Below are 15,837 nucleotides of genomic sequence, written 5' to 3' on the forward strand. Positions count from 1 at the left end.
GGTTGGGGGCTTCAGCTCACACCGTAGCGCAGGCGGTAGGCCTGCACCCGCTGGCGGTGTGCGTCGAGCTCCCCCCCGGTGTGAACGCTCAGATACTGCAGCAAATCCGCCAGGGTGGCAATTGCGCAGACCTGCAGTCCGAGCTGGCGCTGCACATATTGCACGGCACTGTGATCCACGTCTCGAACAGTGCCGTCTGGTCCGACCTCGGTGGCCTTTTCCTGGCGGTCCAGCGCGATCGTCACCGCGTGGGGCGTGGCCCCGGCAGCGCGGATCAGGGCGATCGACTCGCGCGCGGCGGTGCCGGCCGACATCACGTCGTCGACGATCAGCACGCGGCCCTTGAGCGGCGCGCCCACCAGCGAGCCACCCTCGCCGTGGTCCTTGGCTTCCTTGCGGTTGTAGGCAAAAGGCACGTTGAGTCCCAGGCGCGCGAGTTCGATGGCGAGTGCTGCGCCCAACGGAATGCCCTTGTAGGCCGGGCCAAAGATCATGTCGAACTCGACGCCGCTGGCGATCAGGGCCTTTGCATAGAATTGCGCGAGCCGCCCGAGCTTGGCGCCATCGTCGAACAGACCGGCATTGAAGAAGTACGGCGAGAGCCGGCCCGCCTTGGTCTTGAATTCACCGAAGCGCAGCACGCCGGCGTCCACACAGAATTGCACGAATTCCTGCGCCAGCGCAGCGTCCGGGGCGCCCACGTGGGCCGCGCCTGTATCCAACACCATGGGGGTTTCCTTGTTCAAACTGACCAGCCTCAACCTCAACGGCATCCGCTCCGCCACCACCAAAGGGCTGGAGACTTGGCTGGCCGCGCACCAGCCGGATTGTATTTGTGTGCAGGAGGTCAAGGCGCAGGAGCCCGATGTGAGCGGGCGCTTCGAGCAGCTCGCCGGTCTGCGCGGCCACTTCCACTTTGCCGAAAAAAAGGGCTACTCGGGCGTGGGCGTGTACACCCGCCATGAGCCCAGCGACGTGATCACGGGCTTTCAATGTCCCGAGTTCGATGCAGAAGGCCGCTACACCGAGCTCCGCTTTGACACGCCGGGCCGCAAGCTCTCGCTGATCAGCGCCTACTTTCCCAGCGGTTCGTCGGGCCCTGAGCGTCAGGAGGCCAAGTTCCGCTTTCTGGCGGCATTTCACCCGCACCTGATGGCGCTCAAGGGCGAGCGCGAATTCATTTTGTGTGGCGACGTGAACATTGCCCACCAGCAGGCCGACCTGAAGAACTGGCGCAGCAACCAGAAGAACAGCGGCTTCCTGCCCGAAGAGCGCGCCTGGATGACCACGTTGCTCACCGACGGCGGTCTGGTCGATGTCTACCGCCGCCTGCAGCCCGACACCACCGACACCTGCTACACGTGGTGGAGCAACCGCGGCCAGGCCTACGCGAACAACGTGGGCTGGCGGCTCGACTACCACCTGGCCACACCGGCCCTGGCAGCGCTGGCGCGCACGGAGCACATCTACAAGGACGTGAAGTTCAGCGACCACGCGCCGATCACGATCGGGTACGACCTGAGCCTGTGAACCTCAGACCGCGCAGACCGGTGCGGTGAACGCCTCCCGCCCGGGCTGGTCGACCCGGGCCTTGCCCGCCGCCACCGGCTCCACGGCGGAAGCCCCCACACCGTTCTTCACCGCCACCACCTCCGCCATGATCGAGAGCGCAATCTCGGCCGGGGTCTTGCTGCCGATGTACAGGCCGGCCGGTCCGTGCAGCGCCTGCAGCGCGTCCTGCGACAGGTCGAAGTGTTCGTGCAGCCGGTTCTTGCGCAGTTCGCTGTGGCGGCGCGAACCAATGGCGCCCACATAGAAGGCGTCCGACTGCAGTGCGTCGATCAGCGCCAGATCGTCGAGTTTGGGGTCGTGCGTCACGGCCACCACGGCGGTGCGCGCGTCGGGTCTCAGGCGCAGGATCAGGTCGTCCGGCATCTCATGGCTGATCTCCGCACCATCGAGCTGCCAGCTCGCGCGGCTCTCTTCGCGCGGGTCGCACACGATCACCTCGAAACCCAGGCCCAGCGCCATCTGGCACAGGAACCGCGAGAGGTCGCCCGCGCCGATGACGATGAGCCGGGCCTGGGGCCCGAGGTGGGTGGTGAGGCGCTGGTCGTCGAGGTGCGGCAGGCCGTCGCGCCCGCCCTCATGCAGGCCCACCTCGCCCGTGTGCAGATTGAGCACGCGCTTGGTGCTGCGGCGCTGCAGGCAGGCTTGCAGCAACTCATCCAGTCGGCTGCGCGCCGACACGGGCTCCAGCACCAGCTCCACCGTGCCGCCGCAGGGCAGGCCGAAGCGGTGCGCCTCGTCGGCCGAGATGCCGTAGCGCAACACGGCGGGGGTGTCGGTGGCGCAGGCCGCCTGCACACCGCCTTCGCGGATGCGGTGGATCAGGTCGTCCTCGATGCAGCCGCCCGAGACCGAGCCCACCGTCTCACCCTGGCCGTTGATGGCCATGAGCGAGCCCGGCGGTCGGGGCGACGAGCCCCAGGTGCGTGCCACCGTCACCAGCACCACCGGCAGGCCGGCGGCGTGCCAGCCCACGGCGGTGCGCAGCACGCGGGTGTCGAGGTCTTCCATCAATGGGCTCCGTGCGACCTCAGGCGAGCTTGAACGGCAGCTCGCGCATCGGCTTGCCGGTGAGTTGCGCAAGGGCGTTGGCGAACGCGGGCGCCAGCGGCGGCAGGCCGGGCTCGCCGATGCCGGTGGGTGGGTCGGCGCTGGGAACCACATGCACGTTGATCTCGGGCATGTCGGTGATGCGGGCCACCGTGTAGTCGCCGAAGTTGCTCTGTTCGACCACGCCGTCTTTCAGCGTGATCGCCGAGCCGGGCAGGCACATCGACAGGCCCATGACGGCGGCGCCCTGCACCTGCGTTTCCAGGCTCTTCGGGTTGATGGCCAGGTTGCAGTGCACGCCGGCGGTGGCACGGTGCAGCACCGGGCTGCCGTCCTTCACCGAGGCTTCCACCACGTAGGCCACGACCGAGCTGAACGACTCGTGCACCGCCACGCCCCAGGCGCGGCCGGCGGGCAGCTGCTTCTTGCCGTAGCCACTCTTGTCCACGGCGAGTTGCAGCGCGGCGCGGTGGCGAGGGTGCTTGTCGCCGAAGAGGCGCATGCGGTAGGCCACCGGGTCCTGTTTCGTGGCGCGCGCGATGTCGTCGAGCAAGGTCTCCATGACGAAGGCGGTGTGGGTCGAGCCCACGCTGCGCCACCACAGCACCGGCACGTTGACCTTGGGGTGGTGCACGGTGAGGCGCATGGGCAGGCCATAGGGTTCGCGCATGCCTTCGGTGGCCGTGGCGTCGATGCCGTTCTTGACCATGCCGCCTTCAAAGAAGGTGCCCGCCATGATGGACTGGCCCACCAGCACGTGGTCCCAGGCCAGCACGTTGCCGCGCTCGTCGAAACCGACGCGCGCGGTGTGCAGGTGCATGGGCCGGTAGTAGCCGCCCTTGATGTCGTCCTCGCGGCTCCAGACCATGCGCACCGGCGCGTTGATGCCGGCGGCGCGTGCGGCCTTGGCGATCTCGCAAGCCTCGACCACGTAGTCGCTGCTGGGCAGGCCGCGCCGGCCGAAACCACCCCCTGCCATCTGCACGTTCATCGTCACCTGCTCGGGCTTGAGGCCCAGCACGCGCGCGGCGGCTCCCGCGTCCACACCCGGGAACTGGGTGCCCACCCACAGCTCGGCACGGCCTTCGGACAACTGCACCGTGCAGTTGAGCGGCTCCATGGGCGCATGGGCCAGGTAGGGGAAGACGAACTCGGCTTCGATCTTGCGCGGCGCGTTGGCCAGCGGCGCCATGTCGGCGTCAAACGCGCGCGGGCCGGGCTGTTTGGCCAGCTCGCGGTACTGCACCAGCTGGCGCGCGCTGTCGACCTTCTCCACCGCCGAGTCGTCCCAGGTCAGCTTGAGTGCGTCGCGCCCCTGCTTGGCGGGCCAGTAGCCGTCGGCGATCACGGCCACGCCTTCGGCGCCACGGTCCAGCGGCACGCGCAGCACGGCTTTCACACCCTTGATGGCGCGCGCCGCGCTGTCGTCCAGGGTCTTCACTTTCGAGCCGAACACCGGTGGGTGCGCCACCAAGGCGGTGAGCTGGCCGGGGCGGCGCACGTCGATGCCGAAGCTCTGTTGTCCGCTGCTCTTGGCGCGCGAGTCCAGCCGTGGGGTGGGGCGGCCAATGATGCGGAAATCCTTCGGGTCCTTGAGCGCCACCTTCTCGGGCACCGGCAGGGCCATGGCCGCCTCGGCCAGTTCGCCATAGCTCGCCTTGCGCCCGCCGGGGCCGATCACGGTGCCGGCCTGGGTGCGCAGGGTGGACACGTCCACCTTCCAGCGCGCGGCGGCGGCCGACAGCAGCATCGCCCGGGCACGCGCGCCGAGCTCGCGGTACTGCGTGTAGCTGTGCTTGATGGCGGTGGAGCCACCGGTGAGGTGGATGCCGAACAGGGGGTCGGCGTAGGCCGGGTCTGCCGTGCCGTGCTGGCTGCGAACCTTGCTCCAGTCCGCGTCCAGCTCCTCGGCCAGGATCATGGGCAGGCCGGTCTGCACGCCCTGGCCGAATTCGAGCCGGTTGACGGTGACCATGACCTCGCCGCTGGGCGCGATGCGCACGAACGCCAGGGGTTGCTCGGTGGGCTTGAGGCCGCCGGCTGCCGGGGCGGTCTGCCCCATGGCCAGGTGGGGGAAGGCGCCCAGCGCAAAGCCCCCGGCACCCACCACCTTGAGGAAGCTGCGGCGTGGCAGTGTGGCGGGCTCGGTGGCCTGGTCGCGCTCCAGCATGTGTTGCAAGGCGCGCGGCAGTTCAACAGGATCGGTGTGATTCAACATGGTGGTGTCCTTCAGGCGATGGCTTTGGCGGCGTCGGTCACGGCGGCGCGGATGCGGGCGTAGGTGCCGCAGCGGCAGACGTTGCCGGCCATGGCCGAGTCGATCTCGTCGGCGGTGGGCTGCTTGCCCTTGGGCAGCGATTTGAGGAACGCGGTGGCGCTCATGATCTGGCCGCTCTGGCAGTAGCCGCACTGCGCCACGTCGTGCAGCACCCAGGCCTTGTGCACGGCGGCGCCCACGCGGTCGCTGCCGTTGGTGGCGGCTTCGATGGTGGTGATCTTCTTGCCCTCGGCCGCCGCGATGGGCGTGATGCAGGAGCGGATGGCCTGGCCGTCCAGGTGCACGGTGCAGGCGCCGCACAGCGCCGCGCCGCAGCCGAACTTGGTGCCCGTCATGCCCAGCGAGTCGCGCAGGGCCCAGAGGATGGGGGTGCCGGGGTCGACATCGACCGTGTGGGTTTTGCCGTTGACGTTGAGGGTGCTCATGGTGGGTCCGTTCTCCGTGGGGTGGGCGGTGTGGGGCAGAAAATCGCTGTTGGGAAGTTTCGGGGCTGGGCGCCGCATGCGGTTGCCGTTTTTGACGCTTGTTTTGCCAATTCCGATGTTTATCCGGTGGCCCAGGATCGACCCCCAAGGGCGGGTTGTACAGTCTGCACAAGTGATTTCCCTGTAAAACCCGCGTCACCTCAATCTCAACCAACCCGCCAGGCCGGCCAATCATGTCCATTGAAACCTTGGCCCACACCATCGGCAAGATTGCCCGAATCGACGGTGACCATCCCACCGCCATCCCGCAGCTCTCGCTGCACCGGCGCAGCCTCAAGACCGAACCCATGCCCTGCATCTATGGCTTGGGCCTGGCGGTGGTGGCGCAGGGCGGCAAGCAGGTCACCGTGGGCGAACAGGTGCTGGACTACGGTGCGGGTCAGTCGCTGCTGATCACCGCCGACCTGCCGGTGGTGGCGCATGTCACCCGGGCCGATCTGGCCCAGCCGTTCATGTGCCTGTTCCTCACGCTGGATGCGCGCGCCCTGATGCAGCAGGCCGCCGAGATGGACCTGCCGCCGGTGCCCCGCGAAGAGGCGCCCCGGGCGATCTCGCTGAACGCGCTGGACGCCTCCCTGCTCGACGCCACGACCCGCCTCGTGCAGTTGCTGGACGAGCCCGCGTTGCTGGCCACCCTGGGGCCCTTGGTCCAGCAGGAAATCATGGTGCGGCTTTTGTCTGGCCCGCACGGGCCCTACCTGCGCCAGCTCGTGTCGGCGGGTTCACCCAGCCACCAGATCGCACAGGCCATGGCCTGGCTCACGCAGAACTACGTGCGCGACGTGCTGATGGACGAACTCGCGGAGCGCGTGCACATGAGCCCGTCGACCTTCCGGCTGCACTTTCGCCACTTCACCGGCATGAGCCCGCTGCAGTACCAGAAACAGCTGCGACTGCAGCAGGCGCGCCACCTCATGCTCTACCAGGCGCTGGACGCCGGCAGCACCGCGGCGCGCGTGGGCTACGAAAGCGCCTCACAATTCAGCCGCGATTACAGCCGCCTGTTTGGTGCACCGCCCCAGCGCGACATCAAGCGCATGCGGCACCAGCCCACCGAAGGTGTGGGCGCGTCGTCGTTCTGACCCTTGCTCCCCGGCCCGTCCTTTGAATCACTTCCCATGCTGCGCTACCTCACCGTCCCTGTGACCGCATTCGCCCAGAACTGCTCCATCGTCTGGTGCGACGAAACCCGGGACGCGGCCATCATCGACCCCGGCGGTGATCTGGACCGGCTGCTGGCCGAGGTGCAGCGCCTGGTCGTGAACCTGAAGGCGATCTGGCTCACGCACGCGCACATCGACCACGCAGGCGGCACGGCCGACCTGGCCGAGCAGCTGGGCCTGCCCATCATCGGCCCGCACCCGGGCGACCAGTTCTGGATCACCGGGCTGCCGCAGCAAAGCGCCATGTTCGGCTTTCCGCCAGCGCGCGCCTTCACCCCCACGCGCTGGCTGGCCGATGGCGACACGGTGCAGATCGGCCACAGCGTCCTGCGGGTGCGCCATTGCCCGGGGCACACCCCGGGCCATGTGGTGTTTCACTCGGCCGAGGCCCAGCGCGCCTTTGTGGGCGACGTGCTGTTCGCCGGCAGCATCGGCCGCACCGATTTTCCGCAGGGCAACCACGAGCAGCTGATCAGCAGCATCAAGGAACGGCTGTGGCCCATGGGCAATGACACGGTGTTCATTCCGGGCCACGGACCAGAAAGCAGCTTTGGCGCCGAGCGCCGGCACAACCCGCACGTGCGGGACGCCTGACGCGCGGATTCAGCCCCGACCCAGGCGCTGGAACAGGCCGCCGGGCAAGCGCCCGACGGCGCCGTCGAGTTCCAGTTCGAGCAGGCGGGCCTGCAGATGGGGCGTGTCCAGACCGGTGCGGGCTTGCAGCGCGTCCAGGCTGACCGGGTCGAAGCCCATCGCGTCCAGCAGGCTGTCGGGGCCGATGCCGTCGCCGTCACCTTCGTCGGCACCGGCCGGCGTCGCCGACAGGTCGCGTGGATCGACCATGCGCAGGTCCTCAAGAATGTCCTGCGCGGACTCCACCAGCTTGGCACCCTGGCGGATGAGCGCGTGGCAGCCGCGCGACTGCGGGGCGTGGATGGAGCCGGGGATGGCAAACACCTCGCGTCCTTGCTCGGCCGCCAGGCGGGCGGTGATCAGCGAGCCCGACTTCAAGGTGGCTTCCACCACCAGCGTGCCCTGGGACAGCCCTGCGATCAGGCGGTTGCGCTGGGGGAAGTTGGCATTCAGCGGCGGCGTGCCCAGCGGGTACTCGCTCACGATGGCGCCGTGTGCGGCGATGCGGTGCGCCAGCGAGAGGTGGCGCCTGGGGTAGACGCGGTCCAGACCGGAGCCCACCACGGCGATGGTGGGCGCGCCGCCTTCGAGTGCGCCCGTGTGGGCCGCGCCGTCCACACCCAGCGCCAGGCCCGAGACCACGCACACGCCGGCCTGGCCCAGCGCGTGGGCAAACTGGTGCGCATTGGCTTCACCTTGCGGCGTGGGGTTGCGGCTGCCCACCATGGCCAGGCGGCGTGGGTGCGCCAGCACCTCCAGGTCGCCCATCACGTAGAGCAACACAGGCGGGTCGGCCATCTGCAGCAGGTCAGGCGGGAAGCGGGGGTCGGCGAGTGTCAACACGTGGCGCTGGGCGCCTTCTGCCAGCCAGGCCAGCACCCGCTCCACCTGGGCATCGAGTTCGTCGGGGGCTTGTTGCAGCGCGTGGGCGGTCTTGGGCCCCACCACGGTCTGCAAGGCGTCTAGACCTTGTTGGAAGACGGCCTCGGGCAAGCCGAAGGCTGCCAGCAGCTTGCGGGCCGTTTCCTTGCCCACGCCGGGCGTGAGCAGCAGCCGCAGCCAGGCGGCCAACTCCTGCCGCTGCATGGCGGCTTAGGGATTGATGAAGCGGTCGCCGACCTTGACGCCGTCGCTGATCTGCAGCACCAGGGCGTAGGACACCTTGTCGAAGGTGCGGAAGACGATCATGAGACCGTTGCGTTCACCGGGCAGGCGCAGCTGGGTGCGCGTGGTGTCCGTGCTGTCGGTGATGAGGTTGCTCTCGCGCTGCAGCGCCAGCACGTGGCCGCGCTCCAGCCCATGTTCCTTGCCACGGTTGATGGTCACGACCTGGTTTTGGGCGGCGTAGTTCACTGCGTTGCCGTACACCGAGACGATCTGGCCGGTCTGCACGCCTTCGGGAGCGCGCGGAACGAAGTTGGTGAGCTCGCGTGGGGGTTCGGGCAGCAGGCGGTCGCCCACGCGCATTTCTTCCTTGGCGGCCAGGATGTCGATGGCGGCCGGCACCAGCTCGGTGACGGTCTGGCCCTTGGCATCGACACCAGGGCGGGTGGTTTCGCCGCTGACCACGCTGGCCTTGCCGACGTATTGCGCTTCATAGCCCAGGATCTGGCTGGTCGTGGGGTCGCGCAGTGGCGTGGCGTTGCGGAAGACGCGGTACTGGGTGGAGCGGCCATCGATCACCGACAGGGGCTCGGCTTGTGGTCCGTCGCTGTACTGGGCACGGGCGTAGGCCCGGTCGCCGCGGCTGAGCATGACGCGGTTTTCCTGCGTGGCGACGATGCGAGGTGCCCGCGAGAACGTGGCTTCGTCCACGATCAGCGGCTCGGTGAGGAAGGACTCGATGGCCTGCAGGTTGACCGGCGGCACGGCCGAGTCGCCCAGGCTGTCGTAGCGGGTGCGCGGCGAGACGCGCACGGTGTCTGTGTCACCGCTGCCGGGCTGGCGCGTGGTGAGGCGGGCGCGGCCGTTGGACTTGTCCAGGTAGAGCACCTGCCCTGGGTAGATGCGGTGCGGGTTCTGGATGTCGTCGATGTTCATGCCCCAGAGCTCGGGCCAGCGCCACGGCGTCTTGAGGAAGATGCCCGACACCGCCCACAGGGTGTCACCGCGCTTGATGGTGTAGCTGTCGGGCGCGTTGGGTGCGAGTTCGGACAGCGGCACGCCGGTCTGGGCCACCTGGTTGGCGGTGGCTCGCTGGCCGGGCGTGATGGGGAAGTTCTGTGCCGACACGGTGCCGGCGAGGGCCGCAGCGATCAGGGCAACGGCGCAAACCACGGGCCTGAGGTGGCTGGTGGGGCGCGCGGAATGGAAGTTGGCAGGCAAGCGGTTCTTCAATGGCATGTGGTGGCCCCTGGGGCGGCGATGGCCGGTTGTCAGCGGGAATTTCGAGGAAATCCAGCCGCCTTCCGGTGGCGCTCGTGTCTTGACAAATCGCTTTTGATTTTGCGCCCAAGCCTTTGATTAGGCAATGTTTATGGCGGGGCGCTTTCACGCGTCGTGGCAAAAGTGGCGAAAATGTCGACACCGCATTCCGCTCATCCCCGGCTTGCCGCCAGCCGTCGCCCGGGTACAGTGGGCGGTTCCTTGCAAGCCCTTCGATTGCCCCGTTTTTCATGAACTCGCCGACCTTGTTGCCCATCCTTTGTTACCCCGATCCACGACTGCACACCGTGGCCCGCCCGGTGGGGGCGGTGGACGATCGCATCCGCACGCTGAGTCAGCAGATGCTGGACACCATGTACGACGCCCACGGCATTGGCCTGGCCGCCACCCAGGTGGATGTGCACGAGCGCCTGATCGTGATTGATGTGAGCGAGACACGCGACCAGCCCATGGTGCTGATCAACCCGGTGGTCGAATGGGCCAGCCCCGAGACGCGCAAGGGCGAAGAGGGTTGCCTGTCGGTGCCCGGCATCTACGACGGTGTCGAGCGTTCGCTGGCCGTTCGCGTGCGGGCCCAAGACCTGGATGGTGTCGAGCGCAAGATCGAAGCCGACGGCATGCTGGCCGTGTGCATCCAGCACGAGATGGACCACCTGATGGGCAAGGTGTTCGTCGAGTACCTCTCGCCGCTCAAGCGCACGCGCATCAAATCCAAGCTGGTCAAGGCCCAGCGGGAGGCCATGAAGGCATGAAGATCCTGAGCACGCTCTTGCTGGGCCTGGTGGCGCTGTTGGCTGGCTGTTCGGTCATGCCCGAGCGTGCCGCCCTGGGCACCCCGCGTGCCGAGATCGAGAACAACCTGGGTCGTCCCACGATGGTCCATGCGCTGCCCGGTGGCGCCACGCGCCTGCAGTACTCCGGTCAGCCCGCGGGCCAGTGGGTGCACAACCTGGACCTGGGGCCCGATGGCCGCCTGGTGCGCAACGAACAGGTGATGGACGCTCCCTGGCTGCTGCAGCGCATCGAGGTCGGTCGCTGGACGCAGGAAGACGTGTTGCGCAACCTCGGCCGCCCGGCATTGGTGGAGCGCGTGGCGCGCTTCGACGGTGCTGTGTGGACCTACCGTTTTCTGGAAGCCACGCGACCGCGTCAGGTGCACGTGCACCTGGACCCGGCGGGCGTGGTGCGGCAGCTGATGTTCACCGACGAAGCCCACCACGACGACGCGGTGGATGCCAGCCACCCCTGAACGGACCCGTTGCATGGGCGTGTTGTCCTGCCCGACCCCGCGCTCGCTGCCCACTCCCCCCATGAACATCATCTTTGCCGGCACGCCGGAATTTGCCAGCGTGGCGCTGGCCCGCTTGCTGGCCGCCGGTTTTCGGGTGCCGCTGGTGCTCAGCCAGCCCGACCGCCCCGCGGGCCGCGGCATGAAGCTGCAGGCCTCGCCCGTCAAACAGCTGGCGCTGGAGCACCACATTGCGGTGGCTCAGCCGCGCAGCCTGCGACTGGACGGCAAATACCCCGACGACGCGGCCGCCGCGCGCGAGGCCATCGAAGCCGCGCGGGCGGATGTGATGGTGGTGGCGGCCTACGGCTTGATCCTGCCGCAGTGGGTGCTGGACGTGCCCCGTTTGGGGTGCCTCAACATCCACGCTTCCCTGCTGCCGCGCTGGCGTGGCGCCGCGCCCATCCACCGCGCCATCGAAGCCGGTGACACGGAGACCGGCGTGACCATCATGCAGATGGACGCTGGACTGGACACGGGCGACATGCTGCTGGAGGAGCGCCTGCCGATCCGCGCCGAGGACACCACCGGCAGCCTGCACGACCGCCTCGCCGTGCTCGGTGGTCGCCTGATCGTCGAAGCGCTGGAGATCGCTGCCTGCGGTGGCCTGACAGCCCGCAAGCAACCCCTCGAGGGTGTGACCTACGCGCACAAGATCGAGAAGGCCGAGGCCGCGATCGACTGGAGCGCGCCGGCCGAGACCCTCGCGCGGCGGGTGCGTGCCTTCAACCCCTTTCCCGGTGCGGCCACCGCGCTGGCCGGTGAGGCCATCAAAGTGTGGACGGCCCGCGCCGAAGACACTGCATCGGGCCGCGCTCCCGGCGAGGTGCTGGCGGCCGACGCCCAGGGCATCCGGGTGGCCACCGGCGCCGGTGTGCTGGTGCTCACCGAACTGCAGCGCGCGGGCGGCAAGCGCCTGGCGGTGGCGGATTTCCTGCGCGGCTTTGCGCTGGCACCCGGACAGGTGCTGGACGCCGCCCCGCCGCGCGTGGAAGGAAGCTGATGTTCCACCGCCGCGAGTACCGCAGCCGCCCCGAGTATTGGGAGGGCGTGCGTGACCAGTTCTCGGTGGCCATGGGCATCGGCGCCTGGGGACTGATGACCGGCGTGGCCATGGTGCAGTCGGGCCTGTCGCCGCTGGAGGCCGTGCTCATGACGCTGATCGTGTATGCCGGCAGCGCGCAGCTCGCCGCCGTGCCCATGATCGCCGCGGGCGCACCGCTGTGGGTGATCCTGGCGGCGGCTTTCTGCGTGAACCTGCGCTTCGTCGTGTTTTCGGCCCACTTGCGGCCCTACCTCATGCACCTGCCGCGCTGGCAGCGCCTGATCCGGGGCTACATCACCGGTGACCTGAGCTATGTGTTTTTCGCGCGCCGCTTCCCGCACCCGGGCACCACGCTCGACGAGCTGGAGCGCCAGCAGGCCTACCTCATGGGCAACTGCGCGGTGAACTACGTGGCCTGGATGGGGGCAAGCTTGGCCGGCATCGCGCTGGCCAATGCGGTTCCCATGGCCTGGGGCCTGGGCTTTGCCGGCATCCTGGCGCTGCTGGGGGTGCTGTGCTCGCTGGCTTCATCGAAGCTGCGCTTCGTCTCGGCCGGCGTGGCCGGCGCGGCGGCGGTGGCGGCCTGGGCGCTGCCGCTCAAGCTCAACATCCTGGTGGCGATCGCCAGCGCGGTGGCGATCTGCCTGGTGCTCGAAAGACTCAGGCCACCGGGGCCGGTGCAGGGAACGCACCATGTTTGATGTGGACCCCTGGACGCTGCTCACCATCGTGCTGCTGGGCTGCATCACCGTGATCACGCGCGGTTTTTTCTTCATCTCCAGCAAACCCTGGAGCCTGCCGCACTGGGCCCAGCGCGGCCTCCAGTACGCGCCGATCGCGGCACTCGCGGCGGTGGTCATCCCGGAGATCGTCATGAGCCAGGGCGCGCTCATTGCCACCTGGAGAGACGCGCGGCTGTTTGCCGCCGCCGCCGGCATGGCCTGGTTCTTCTGGAGGCGCGGCGTGCTCGGCACCATCGTCTGCGGGATGGCGGTGTACCTGCCGCTGCGCCTGCTACTGGGCTGGTGAGCGTGACACGGCCGGTCGGGGCCGCAGCCACGCCCACACCGCCAGCGACACACCGCCGCAGATCACCAGGGTCCACAGCGTGTGGCTGGGATAGTGGGCGCCGCGCACGGTCTGAACCGCGCCCGCCACGGCACCGGCCACCAGCACGCCGGCCAGCCAGCGCAGGCCCACCGCGCGGCGGCGCGGCTCGTTGGCCGGCGGCAGCAGCCAGGGCAGGCTGAGCGCCAGAAAGGCGAAGGCGCTGGAAGCGTGGCCGCCGGGAAAGCAGCGCCCGGTGCCGCCATCGATCAAGCCCCAGGTCCAGTGCGACACGTAGACCGCGCTGCCGCCGAAGACCTGCAGGTCCCATGGGCAGCTGGTCCGGCTGGCGTTCTTGATCAGGTTGACGGCGACCAGCGACAGCGCCACGGACAGCAGCACGGCGAGGCGCTCGCGCCGTGGCAGTGCGAGGGCCACCAGCCGCGGCTGGTCCCAGCGCGCGGGCCACAGCGTCCAGAGTCCGATCAACAGGAAAAACCCCGTGGCCGCCTGGCGCACGCCGTCGTGCAGCACGCGCTCCAGCACCCAGGTGTGTTGCAGCGCAAAACCTTGTGGCGTGCCGAGCTGCTGCATGAAGGCCAGGTCGAGCCCGCTCAGGTCCCACAGGCCTGCGAACAGCAGCGTGCCCAGCCACCAGACGGTGGCGTTTGCGGCCAGCGCCGGGGTTTTGACGGGGGAACTGAAGTTCGCCGCAGCGCAGCTTGAGTCTTGCATGCCCGCAGTGTCGGGCGCGTGGGTTAAGTGCGGCTTAAGCGGCGTACCCATAATGAAGCTCTCCCTCAACCAACGGACACGACGTCCCATTCGCCCATGCGAGCACTCGTGGTGGAAGACGATCCCGGTATCGCCAGTGGCCTGCAGGCCTCGCTCAGGCAGGCGGGTTATGCGGTGGACGTGTGTGCCACGCTGGAAGCGGCGTGGCATGTGTTGTCGGTGGAGCCGGTGGATGTGCTGATCCTTGACCTGGGCCTGCCCGATGGCGACGGCCTGGACCTGCTGGCCCGGTTGCGCCGCCAGGCCGCGCCCGCGGCGGGGCGCGCTGCCCTGCCGCGCAACGACCTGCCGGTGCTGATCATGACCGCCCGCGACGGTGTGAGCGATCGGGTGAGTGGCCTGGACAGCGGTGCCGACGACTACATCGTCAAACCCTTTGATGCCAACGAACTGCTGGCGCGGCTGCGCGCCATGCTGCGCCGCGCCGGTGGGCGCAGCAGTCCGGTGATCACCCACGGCGATCTGGTGGTGGACCCCGCCGCCCACTCGGTGCTGCGCTCGGGCGAGGCGGTGTCGCTGGGGGGCAAGGAATTCGCGCTGCTGATGGCGCTGCTGCAGGCGCGTCCGCAGGTGCTGTCCAAATCGCGGCTGGAATCGTCGCTGTACGGTTTTGGTGAAGCGCTGGAGAGCAACGCGATCGAGGTGCACATCCACCACCTGCGGCGCAAGCTCGGTGAATCGCTCATCAAGACAGTGCGCGGCGTGGGCTACTTCGTGCCGCAACAGGACCCGCCCGCATGACGGACCAGCCTGCCTCGGCGCGCCTGCCCACGCTGTGGCGCTACCTCTGGAACTGGGTGGTGGGCGCCCTGCTGGTGGTCTGGACCACCTTGCTGCTGGTGGCCTGGTACACCGGACACCACGAGGCCAAGGAGATCACCGACGGGCAGCTGGAAGCGGTGGCCCGGTTGTGGATGTCGGTGGAGCCCGACAAGGCCCGTTCCACACCCGAGCCCATTGCCTCCAGCCGGACCCGTGCCTATGTGCAGGACGTGGCCGTGCTGCACTGGGTTGACGGCCAGCTGTTCACCGACACCCACAGCCTGGCCGACAGCCTGGGGCTGGTCCAGCCGCCCGCACCCGGCTTCTCCGACCGGGTGCAGCCCACCAGCAACGGTGATGTGCGCTGGCGCGTGTATGCCGCCGCTGGACAAGACGAACACGCGGCAGACTTCGTGGCCGTGTTGATGGACATGGACCACCGCGTCGACCTCGGCCGCGACATGGCGCTCAAGCTCGCGCGCCCGGCCCTGCTGGTGCTCCCGCTGGTGGCGCTGCTGCTGTGGTGGGCCTTGCGTCGCGGCCTCAGACCGCTCGTTCGCCTCTCGCGCGACGTGGCCGCGCTCGATGGCCTGGCCGGGCAGCGGCTGGACACCGCGCACCGGTTCCACGAGTTCTCCAGCACCGTGCATGCCATCAACACGCTGGTGGATTCGCTGCAGACGCAGGCGCGGCGCGAGCGCGAGTTCGCGTCCGATGTGGCCCACGAACTGCGCACGCCGCTGGCAGCGTTGTCGTTGCAGGCCAACGCGGCGCAGCGCGACCCTTCGCCCCAGCGGCTGGCGCAGCTGGAGGCCAATGCCCTGCGGGCCGGGCACATCCTCTCGCAGCTGCTGGAGCTGGCCCGCGCCCAGCGCGACGGCACCGGCCGTGACGCCTGGAAGGACCTGTCGCTGGGAGAAGTCGCCGCCGGGCTGATCGCTTCTCACGCCCAGGAAGCGTTCGAGCGACACCACGAGCTGTCGCTGGAGCAGCCCGAAGCGCCGGTCATCCTGCATGCACAGCCGATGCTGCTGGAGCTGGCCTTGCGCAACCTGATTGAAAACGCCCTGCGCCACACACCGGCAGGCACCCAGGTGGTGGTGGAGGTCTGGCAAACCGCGCAGGACGCTGGCGTGTCGGTCAGCGACGACGGCCAGCGGGCCGATGCCCCGGTGGCCACACAGGCACCGGCGTCCTCGGGCCTGGGGCTCGGCCTGCGCCTGGTGCAGCGCATCGCCGAACAGCTGGGTGCCACGCTGCAGCGCGACACCGGCGAGGCACCCATGACGATCCGCTTCAGCCTTCGCTGGCCGCGGTGAAGGGTGTGACCCCGTTCA

At 68.8% G+C, this 15,837-nt stretch carries 17 protein-coding genes; 10 read left to right on the forward strand and 7 right to left on the reverse strand.

Annotated features, from left to right (window positions below):
* Positions 1–11: 11 nt before the first annotated feature.
* Complete coding sequence (pyrE, locus tag F9Z44_RS01265) at positions 12–728, reverse strand: orotate phosphoribosyltransferase (protein ID WP_159602912.1); 717 nt, start codon at positions 726–728, stop codon at positions 12–14.
* Between the two features lie 10 nt (positions 729–738).
* Between pyrE and F9Z44_RS01270 the strand changes: the two genes are divergently transcribed.
* Positions 739–1,530: an exodeoxyribonuclease III gene (locus tag F9Z44_RS01270; protein ID WP_159608540.1), complete on the forward strand. Its 792-nt coding sequence runs from the start codon at positions 739–741 to the stop codon at positions 1,528–1,530.
* A gap of 3 nt (positions 1,531–1,533) precedes the next feature.
* On the opposite strand, the gene F9Z44_RS01275 is transcribed toward F9Z44_RS01270, so the two are convergent.
* From F9Z44_RS01275 to F9Z44_RS01285, 3 genes are read right to left on the reverse strand one after another with little or no spacing between them, the layout of a single operon-like run.
* The gene (locus tag F9Z44_RS01275) at positions 1,534–2,580 is read right to left on the reverse strand and encodes an XdhC family protein (RefSeq protein ID WP_159602914.1); all 1,047 of its coding nucleotides are present in this window, start codon (positions 2,578–2,580) and stop codon (positions 1,534–1,536) included.
* Positions 2,581–2,599: 19 nt separating this feature from the next.
* Positions 2,600–4,837: a xanthine dehydrogenase family protein molybdopterin-binding subunit gene (locus F9Z44_RS01280; RefSeq protein ID WP_159602916.1), complete on the reverse strand. Its 2,238-nt coding sequence runs from the start codon at positions 4,835–4,837 to the stop codon at positions 2,600–2,602.
* 11 nt (positions 4,838–4,848) lie between these two features.
* Positions 4,849–5,322 (reverse strand): (2Fe-2S)-binding protein, encoded by a 474-nt coding sequence (locus F9Z44_RS01285; RefSeq protein WP_159602918.1) that lies wholly within the window; start codon positions 5,320–5,322, stop codon positions 4,849–4,851.
* Positions 5,323–5,555: 233 nt separating this feature from the next.
* Between F9Z44_RS01285 and F9Z44_RS01290 the strand changes: the two genes are divergently transcribed.
* The gene (locus tag F9Z44_RS01290) at positions 5,556–6,464 is read left to right on the forward strand and encodes an AraC family transcriptional regulator (RefSeq protein WP_159602920.1); all 909 of its coding nucleotides are present in this window, start codon (positions 5,556–5,558) and stop codon (positions 6,462–6,464) included.
* A gap of 36 nt (positions 6,465–6,500) precedes the next feature.
* Positions 6,501–7,139 (forward strand): MBL fold metallo-hydrolase, encoded by a 639-nt coding sequence (locus F9Z44_RS01295; RefSeq protein ID WP_159602922.1) that lies wholly within the window; start codon positions 6,501–6,503, stop codon positions 7,137–7,139.
* A 9-nt stretch (positions 7,140–7,148) separates the two neighbouring features.
* Here the strand turns inward: F9Z44_RS01295 and dprA are convergent, their stop codons facing one another.
* Together dprA and F9Z44_RS01305 are read right to left on the reverse strand one after the other, a co-directional pair.
* Complete coding sequence (dprA, locus tag F9Z44_RS01300) at positions 7,149–8,264, reverse strand: DNA-processing protein DprA (protein WP_159602924.1); 1,116 nt, start codon at positions 8,262–8,264, stop codon at positions 7,149–7,151.
* Between the two features lie 6 nt (positions 8,265–8,270).
* Positions 8,271–9,521 carry a LysM peptidoglycan-binding domain-containing protein gene (locus F9Z44_RS01305; RefSeq protein WP_159602926.1) on the reverse strand — a complete coding sequence of 417 codons (1,251 nt, stop codon included), beginning with the start codon at positions 9,519–9,521 and terminating at the stop codon, positions 8,271–8,273.
* Between the two features lie 272 nt (positions 9,522–9,793).
* On the opposite strand from F9Z44_RS01305, the gene def reads away from it, so the two are divergent.
* The 5 genes from def (at position 9,794) to F9Z44_RS01330 (ending at position 12,925) form a co-directional block, all read left to right on the forward strand.
* Positions 9,794–10,315, forward strand: coding sequence for a peptide deformylase (gene def, locus F9Z44_RS01310; RefSeq protein ID WP_159602928.1), 522 nt, complete (start codon positions 9,794–9,796; stop codon positions 10,313–10,315).
* Positions 10,312–10,812: an outer membrane protein assembly factor BamE gene (locus F9Z44_RS01315; protein ID WP_159602930.1), complete on the forward strand. Its 501-nt coding sequence runs from the start codon at positions 10,312–10,314 to the stop codon at positions 10,810–10,812. Before def ends, F9Z44_RS01315 begins: the two co-directional genes overlap by 4 nt.
* Before the next feature lie 61 nt (positions 10,813–10,873).
* Positions 10,874–11,854 carry a methionyl-tRNA formyltransferase gene (gene fmt / locus F9Z44_RS01320; RefSeq protein ID WP_159602932.1) on the forward strand — a complete coding sequence of 327 codons (981 nt, stop codon included), beginning with the start codon at positions 10,874–10,876 and terminating at the stop codon, positions 11,852–11,854.
* Positions 11,854–12,597 carry an AzlC family ABC transporter permease gene (locus F9Z44_RS01325; RefSeq protein ID WP_159602934.1) on the forward strand — a complete coding sequence of 248 codons (744 nt, stop codon included), beginning with the start codon at positions 11,854–11,856 and terminating at the stop codon, positions 12,595–12,597. Before fmt ends, F9Z44_RS01325 begins: the two co-directional genes overlap by 1 nt.
* Positions 12,590–12,925 (forward strand): AzlD domain-containing protein, encoded by a 336-nt coding sequence (locus F9Z44_RS01330; protein WP_159602935.1) that lies wholly within the window; start codon positions 12,590–12,592, stop codon positions 12,923–12,925. Before F9Z44_RS01325 ends, F9Z44_RS01330 begins: the two co-directional genes overlap by 8 nt.
* Here F9Z44_RS01330 and F9Z44_RS01335 read toward each other — a convergent pair.
* A complete protein-coding gene (locus F9Z44_RS01335; RefSeq protein ID WP_159602936.1) occupies positions 12,911–13,678 on the reverse strand; it encodes a phosphatase PAP2 family protein in 768 nt (255 codons plus the stop codon). The genes F9Z44_RS01330 and F9Z44_RS01335 overlap by 15 nt on opposite strands.
* Before the next feature lie 96 nt (positions 13,679–13,774).
* On the opposite strand from F9Z44_RS01335, the gene F9Z44_RS01340 reads away from it, so the two are divergent.
* Together F9Z44_RS01340 and F9Z44_RS01345 are read left to right on the forward strand one after the other, a co-directional pair.
* A complete protein-coding gene (locus tag F9Z44_RS01340; RefSeq protein WP_159602937.1) occupies positions 13,775–14,479 on the forward strand; it encodes a response regulator in 705 nt (234 codons plus the stop codon).
* The gene (locus F9Z44_RS01345; RefSeq protein WP_159602938.1) at positions 14,476–15,819 is read left to right on the forward strand and encodes a sensor histidine kinase; all 1,344 of its coding nucleotides are present in this window, start codon (positions 14,476–14,478) and stop codon (positions 15,817–15,819) included. Before F9Z44_RS01340 ends, F9Z44_RS01345 begins: the two co-directional genes overlap by 4 nt.
* Positions 15,820–15,837: the final 18 nt, after the last annotated feature.

It is taken from the genome of Hydrogenophaga sp. PBL-H3 (genome assembly GCF_010104355.1).
In the GTDB taxonomy this organism is placed as follows: domain Bacteria; phylum Pseudomonadota; class Gammaproteobacteria; order Burkholderiales; family Burkholderiaceae_C; genus Hydrogenophaga.

Coding starts and splice junctions, on each gene's coding strand:
- dprA (WP_159602924.1), bottom strand. CDS start 8,264: ATGCAGCGGCAGGAGTTGGCCGCCTGGCTGCGGCTGCTGCTCACGCCC.
- F9Z44_RS01285 (WP_159602918.1), bottom strand. CDS start 5,322: ATGAGCACCCTCAACGTCAACGGCAAAACCCACACGGTCGATGTCGAC.
- F9Z44_RS01330 (WP_159602935.1), top strand. CDS start 12,590: ATGTTTGATGTGGACCCCTGGACGCTGCTCACCATCGTGCTGCTGGGC.
- F9Z44_RS01315 (WP_159602930.1), top strand. CDS start 10,312: ATGAAGATCCTGAGCACGCTCTTGCTGGGCCTGGTGGCGCTGTTGGCT.
- F9Z44_RS01325 (WP_159602934.1), top strand. CDS start 11,854: ATGTTCCACCGCCGCGAGTACCGCAGCCGCCCCGAGTATTGGGAGGGC.
- F9Z44_RS01305 (WP_159602926.1), bottom strand. CDS start 9,521: ATGCCATTGAAGAACCGCTTGCCTGCCAACTTCCATTCCGCGCGCCCC.
- F9Z44_RS01280 (WP_159602916.1), bottom strand. CDS start 4,837: ATGTTGAATCACACCGATCCTGTTGAACTGCCGCGCGCCTTGCAACAC.
- F9Z44_RS01335 (WP_159602936.1), bottom strand. CDS start 13,678: ATGCAAGACTCAAGCTGCGCTGCGGCGAACTTCAGTTCCCCCGTCAAA.
- F9Z44_RS01295 (WP_159602922.1), top strand. CDS start 6,501: ATGCTGCGCTACCTCACCGTCCCTGTGACCGCATTCGCCCAGAACTGC.
- F9Z44_RS01345 (WP_159602938.1), top strand. CDS start 14,476: ATGACGGACCAGCCTGCCTCGGCGCGCCTGCCCACGCTGTGGCGCTAC.
- F9Z44_RS01340 (WP_159602937.1), top strand. CDS start 13,775: ATGCGAGCACTCGTGGTGGAAGACGATCCCGGTATCGCCAGTGGCCTG.
- F9Z44_RS01275 (WP_159602914.1), bottom strand. CDS start 2,580: ATGGAAGACCTCGACACCCGCGTGCTGCGCACCGCCGTGGGCTGGCAC.
- pyrE (WP_159602912.1), bottom strand. CDS start 728: ATGGTGTTGGATACAGGCGCGGCCCACGTGGGCGCCCCGGACGCTGCG.
- F9Z44_RS01290 (WP_159602920.1), top strand. CDS start 5,556: ATGTCCATTGAAACCTTGGCCCACACCATCGGCAAGATTGCCCGAATC.
- fmt (WP_159602932.1), top strand. CDS start 10,874: ATGAACATCATCTTTGCCGGCACGCCGGAATTTGCCAGCGTGGCGCTG.
- def (WP_159602928.1), top strand. CDS start 9,794: ATGAACTCGCCGACCTTGTTGCCCATCCTTTGTTACCCCGATCCACGA.